At 46.2% G+C, this 5,409-nt stretch carries 8 protein-coding genes; all 8 read right to left on the bottom strand.

What is annotated here, in order from left to right:
- Positions 1–940 (bottom strand): hypothetical protein (locus BRW63_RS26590; protein WP_223257534.1); only part of this gene is annotated, 940 nt, incomplete at its 3' end.
- A 283-nt stretch (positions 941–1,223) separates the two neighbouring features.
- A complete protein-coding gene (locus BRW63_RS26585) occupies positions 1,224–2,183 on the bottom strand; it encodes a ribonuclease III domain-containing protein (RefSeq protein WP_073075323.1) in 960 nt (319 codons plus the stop codon).
- A 24-nt stretch (positions 2,184–2,207) separates the two neighbouring features.
- Positions 2,208–2,609: a type II toxin-antitoxin system VapC family toxin gene (locus tag BRW63_RS26580; RefSeq protein ID WP_219898754.1), complete on the bottom strand. Its 402-nt coding sequence runs from the start codon at positions 2,607–2,609 to the stop codon at positions 2,208–2,210.
- Complete coding sequence (locus BRW63_RS26575; RefSeq protein ID WP_073075321.1) at positions 2,609–2,848, bottom strand: DUF2281 domain-containing protein; 240 nt, start codon at positions 2,846–2,848, stop codon at positions 2,609–2,611. Before BRW63_RS26575 ends, BRW63_RS26580 begins: the two co-directional genes overlap by 1 nt.
- A gap of 30 nt (positions 2,849–2,878) precedes the next feature.
- Positions 2,879–3,040: a hypothetical protein gene (locus BRW63_RS29335; protein WP_219898753.1), complete on the bottom strand. Its 162-nt coding sequence runs from the start codon at positions 3,038–3,040 to the stop codon at positions 2,879–2,881.
- Positions 3,041–3,135: 95 nt separating this feature from the next.
- A complete protein-coding gene (locus BRW63_RS26570; protein ID WP_073075320.1) occupies positions 3,136–3,495 on the bottom strand; it encodes a type II toxin-antitoxin system PemK/MazF family toxin in 360 nt (119 codons plus the stop codon).
- A gap of 2 nt (positions 3,496–3,497) precedes the next feature.
- Positions 3,498–3,803, bottom strand: a complete 306-nt coding sequence (locus BRW63_RS26565; protein WP_073075319.1) for a hypothetical protein — start codon at positions 3,801–3,803, stop codon at positions 3,498–3,500.
- Between the two features lie 45 nt (positions 3,804–3,848).
- The gene (locus tag BRW63_RS26560; RefSeq protein ID WP_073075318.1) at positions 3,849–5,120 is read right to left on the bottom strand and encodes a type IIL restriction-modification enzyme MmeI; all 1,272 of its coding nucleotides are present in this window, start codon (positions 5,118–5,120) and stop codon (positions 3,849–3,851) included.
- Positions 5,121–5,409: the final 289 nt, after the last annotated feature.

The raw sequence follows: 5,409 nt of genomic DNA, 5'->3' as shown, positions 1-5,409 counted from the left end.
CCTTGAACCTCCCTGACGAGCCTGAATTCATCTGCACTTTCCCGCATTCCTCACTCCTGTTCATCCCGCCATAGAAGGACTTCGATTTTTCTCCCTCGACATCACAACACTCAAGTTGCTTATTCTGGTTAAAGAAACGATCGTGGGCTAACTTGTAAATCGTTTTGACCTCTGGTGGAAGATTCGACTTGTCAATGAGTAGATTTAAGCTGGTGAGAATAACCTGATTCTTAATATCTAGTCCCAACCATATTCGGTTATAAGTTTCGAGGTAGGAACCTGCCTCACCCTCAGCATGATGACTACTGCGGATAAGGTTTTGAATCGCTTCGTCTGCTGTAAAGGCTCGTGTTTGAGCGCTGGCGAACGCATAACGTTGTCGGAGTGGAACAGGCAGAGTAGAACCCTGAACAATTGCATCAATTGCTGTCAAAGCATCCAAGTCTGCAACACTGGGGAGTGCTTCACCTGCTCGAACATATTGATAAATTCCTTTGAGTTGCTGTTTTCGCTCTGGGGGAATTTCAGATCTATCAACAGCTACTTCAAGGTAGGTTTGTAACTCAACCAGTCTAGAGTTCTGGCTTGCGAGCCTATACCGTTGCTGAATCAAGTTGCCATTCTTTGCGTTTCTTATTTTGGATGAGCCAGACACGATGGTATCAAGGACATCGAGAGCTTGAGGATCGCGGATACGATCGCCCTTCTTAACTTGGTGATAAACATCTCGACACCGATCGTGAGTAGCTTTCAGCAAGGGGGTAGAGAGAATTGCTTGTTCAACTACTCCATCAATCTCAATCTGAGGATCATATAGAGTATGTAGAATGACAATTGCGTCACCACCATCAAGAGCAGCATTCTTCAGGGTAGTCTCTGTTTTTTCCGTAGTTCGCCTTGAGATAGAAATTGTTTTTATAATGCCAGATTTTAGGGTCACAGTTTGTTCCCCGCCCTCTTGAACTAGCTTATTACCAATAAAAATGTGATACGTCTCCCGATGCACAACAACTAGAGGAGGCTTGGGGGCATCACTGCAGGAAGTTAGTCCGCCAGCCAGGATACTGATTGCTGCCAGGGCAGTGAGTTGATTGAAACGACGACGACTTAGCTTGAACAACGGTTTTAATACCTGAAGGGAGCCTGACATAGGACACGAACTCTAGCGTTCTTGTTAGAATTCCCATCTAAATAGCACAAGTCACGAACCGTCTTGTCAAGATTTAGTCATCGTCATCACCGGGTGCCCAACCATAATCAGAAAAATCATCTAAGCCGATCATGTCCAGATAGTCTCTGGTCGTAACAGTGGTATCGAAATCGTCATCGAAATCAGCATCTTCCTCGTAAGATTCAACAGCTTCTTGGATGAAGCGATCGCACAACCACTTATAAACTCGTTCAAAACTGCGATCGCTATCCAGGTAAATCACGGCAACTAGAGCCTCGAACATTTCCCCATAGACACCCGGCTCTTCTTCAGGCGGTTTTCGGTTTTGTTTATTCCAGGATGAGCAGAAGTTGGACAACCCTAGCTTGATCGCGAATTCAGTTAAGGATTCACGACAGGTAATTTCTTGCCTCCAGTCATCGAGATCTTGATTGGTTAAGTCTGGGTGAGTAGTAAAAAGATAGCCTGCCAGAACGGCATCAAGTAGACGATCGCCCAGGAAAGCAAACCGCCGATATTGCAGCACGATCGTTTGTCGCTCAGGTTCCGAAACCACGGGCAGTTGGAGCGTTGAGAGATCGGTGAGGGCAAGGCTAAGCAAAGCGTCGCTTTTGAAATCCGGGATGGCGATCGTTTTTTGGGCAGCATCCAGCATATGGCGCAGGCGAACCTCATCCCCGCTGTCCCTAGTAAACCTCGGCTTCTGCCACACATGATCGCGGAAGTAGCGACTGAGATCTTGAGGAGTATTTAGGTCAACGGTTCGCTTGAAGAGTTCTGAAAGTTTATCTTGAATATCAATGAAGGCAAAACCGGGGGTATGTCCTGGTTCAAATTCGATCAAAATGTCGATGTCGCTATCGGGGCGGAAGTCATCTCGTAGCACAGAGCCAAAGAGGGCAAGCCAACGGATATGATACTGCTGACAGAGTTTAGCAATGTCTTCAGATGGAACTGGAATCTGCGATGCTCCTTTGGAGACACTGTGTGAGCGCCTGATCAATTCAGTCATGATGCGTGTGCTCGAATGAGAGAATTACCAAATGGTCTGGATGTTTTGCAGAGCTTGAATGCGATGATCGCGAGTAATGAGAGGCAGATTGAGGTGTAGTGCGGTTGTAGCAATAATTCTATCGGGCATTTCGGGAACGGTAGTGCGATCGATTTGCGGAATTGTCAGGCTAATTGCTTGATCGAGTGGCACCAGTACCACGCTACTATCCGGTTGATTCATTGCTTCAGTTAGGCGCTCTAAAACAATTGCAGGCAAACGCCCTCGTTCGATGAGGAAGCAAATTTCAACGATCGAGATAGCTGAAAGGTAGATTAGCTCTCCATCATTTACGGTTTGTTCAAGCAGAATAGATGCAGGGTTTGATAATCGCCCTGGTTCCAGGATGTACCAGACGATGATATGTGTATCGATCACAACTGCCATTATTCTGGAAACTCTCTAGGAAAATTACCCCACATTTCGCGGCGAGCTTCGGCGATGTCTTCTTCGGTGATGTGGATGTTGAGATCGGCACACAAGCCTTTGAGGCTACGACGCGGTTTTTTAGGAGCTGTTTTTTGCCGGAGAAATTCAGCAAAGTCTAGAACTTCCTGCTGCTTTTCAGGAGGAAGTTGCCGCAGGTTTTCGAGAAGGGTTTGCTCAAGGTTGGCTATGCTTTGCATCGGTCAATCTCCGCTGTGCTTGTTTCTAGTTTAAAACAATTCGCCTTGTTGCACGGTTTCTGGCTCAATTGCCCCTGATTTCTTACCCTTTGCCTTCTGCCCTTTGCCCTTTGCCTTTTTCTTATCGTGCAAACCCTGGGCGACTTCTTCGGCGTAGCGCTGGTGGTTCAACTCCAAAAGCCGATCGAGCACTTCCCGTCTTGCCGTTTCGCTGATGGTGAAGAGATCGCCCTGTTTGGTTTTGTGGAAGCTGTGCCCTAAGTCGAGGTCTCGCCAACCATAAGGGTTTAGGCATCTGGATCATATTCAACGCAGATGACCAAACCTGCTAATAATTCTTTGAGTTGATCTTGCTCAATGTGCCCAATCTGAGCTACAAACCGTTCGGTTGAGACACTGCGAACTTGCAGAACATTGCCAGCAGAGTCTCGATCGAGTCTGTTATCAGAGGTTGAAGGAATTTTCACCATGAAGGGACGAGTAATAAATTTTTCTTGCCAGGTTGTGATTGGAATGACGATTCGGATGGCAATCGGCTGGTAAACGTTTGAGCGGATGACAACAACAGGTCGAGTTTTCTGGATTTCTTGCCCTCTGGTGGGATTGGGATCAACGAGCCAAATTTCACTGTGTTTGGGAACAGACAAAATTAATCCTCCCAGTCTTCTGTATCCAATACTGAAAATTCAGTCAGTTCTGGATCAGTCTGAAAGTCTTCTGCCATTGCAGAAACATAGGGTGTGAGGAGTTGATTACGATCGCGAACGGGCAGCTTGGCGATTTGTTGAAGGGAAAGCGTGAGCGGTGGCGGGGTTTGTTGAGTGTGGCTAGAGAGCGATTCGCTCTGCGAAGTTTTAAGGGAGCGCGCGAAGTGAAGGACGGCTTCCTGCTTGGATGGAGAGAGCGATCGCACTGTTTCTAGTAGGGTTTGTTCGAGGTTGACGGTTTCTGCCATGCCTTGTTTTCCTCATTTCTGATTTCACTTTATCAAACGAGGCGGCTAGAACAGACTGATTTGCTCTTCCTGGGGGTCGTCTCCAGTTGTTTTTTGCTTTTTAGTAGTTTTACCTTTTGCTTTTTTACTTTTGCCTTTCTTCTCATGTAAGCCTTGGGCAACTTCTTCGGCGTAGCGCTTATGGTTTAACTCCAACAGCCGATCTAGCACTTCCCGCCGCGCAGTTTCGCTGATAGTGAAGCGGATGCCCTGTTTGGTTTGATGGAAATCGTGTTCTAAGTCGAGATCGTGCCAATTTTCAACGGTGGCTTGGTACGCAGCAGCTACCGCCTCATCCATTTCAATATGCAGCGATCGCAATTTCTGAATATCATCTGCCATCTCACTGGTGTTATGGAAGCGGTTGTAGGTTTTGGTCAGCCCTTCTTGGCGATCGCGCATTACTGACTGGCGATGGGTGTAGTAGGTTTCGCCGATCGTGTCGAGGGTTGGGAATTGGGTGCTGAGGTCTGAGGGATCGGGTGTGGGGAAGGGGAAGGTTTCAAAGCAGTCGGAAGGAGTATACTGCATATCCTTTTTCAGGCTTGAGCTATATTCCCTAGCCCAGATTTCATGAATGTTGGATTGCAGAATTGCCAAGGAACAATCTGTAAAAACAACTAATTTTTCGTTATAAACCCAGTTGTTGGGAACGAATATAACCGAGTGCATATTTGCAATTCTTGCTCTAAGCAAAACTCGATCACACTCCTCGATCAACCCATAAAGCTCTGAGCGAATGCGCCAAAATTGCCACCAAGGAGCAGCAGCAACATCTTTTGCTTTAGTTGATCGCTCTGGCTTTACTCTTTCTCGCAAAATTGCCAAACAATTAGGATAGTCCGACGCATAGGGCGCACCTTTCGGCTTCTTTGAATCATCATGTTCTGCGTCCAACGGATAATCTTTGAAATTAATCACCCAACGGCTCGGAGATTGATCGGGGCGTGAGTTCAAATCTTCACCATTAAGATAGGGAAACAGCACTTCTTGATTCTTTGGATCTTTGTCGATGAGTACCTGTGCTTCTTCGGGCGTAAGAACAAATCCCATGCCTAAAGTATATGAGCCAATATAGGATTTATTTTGATTTGCGATGAGTTGGTGAGGATTGCCAAGCGATTTTCCAGGTGTTGTGAGAAATGCTGTAATTCCAGCAACAATCTTATCATCTAAGGTATATTCGCCTTGCCATTGCTGTTTATATAACCAAATGTATGCAACTTCTAAGCTTGCGGTTCCTGCCCAAGGGCGACTAGGTACAGCGCGAGTAATCACATTACCACTAGCAGTTAATTGATCTAATCCAACTTCGCGAGAATCACCTTGAGCAATCGTATTTGTCGCAACAAGTCCAAATCCGCCTGATTTATTCAGTAATCGTTCTGCTTGTAGAAAGAAATAGGCGCATAAGTCTGCATTTCCTTTTACGTTATTTGCTAAATGTGCAACTATAGCAATCCTAAATCAGTTGTAAGATGAAGGCTGAGTGGGTCGTGACCCCTGATGACAACCGTGAAAGATGGTATGCAAGATCTGCTTAGCTTTATCAACCAAACCGATGATG

It is taken from the genome of Phormidesmis priestleyi ULC007, from assembly GCF_001895925.1.
Taxonomy (GTDB): Bacteria; Cyanobacteriota; Cyanobacteriia; order Leptolyngbyales; family Leptolyngbyaceae; genus Phormidesmis_A; species Phormidesmis_A priestleyi_A.
This window is presented reverse-complemented; position numbering and strand designations above follow the sequence as displayed.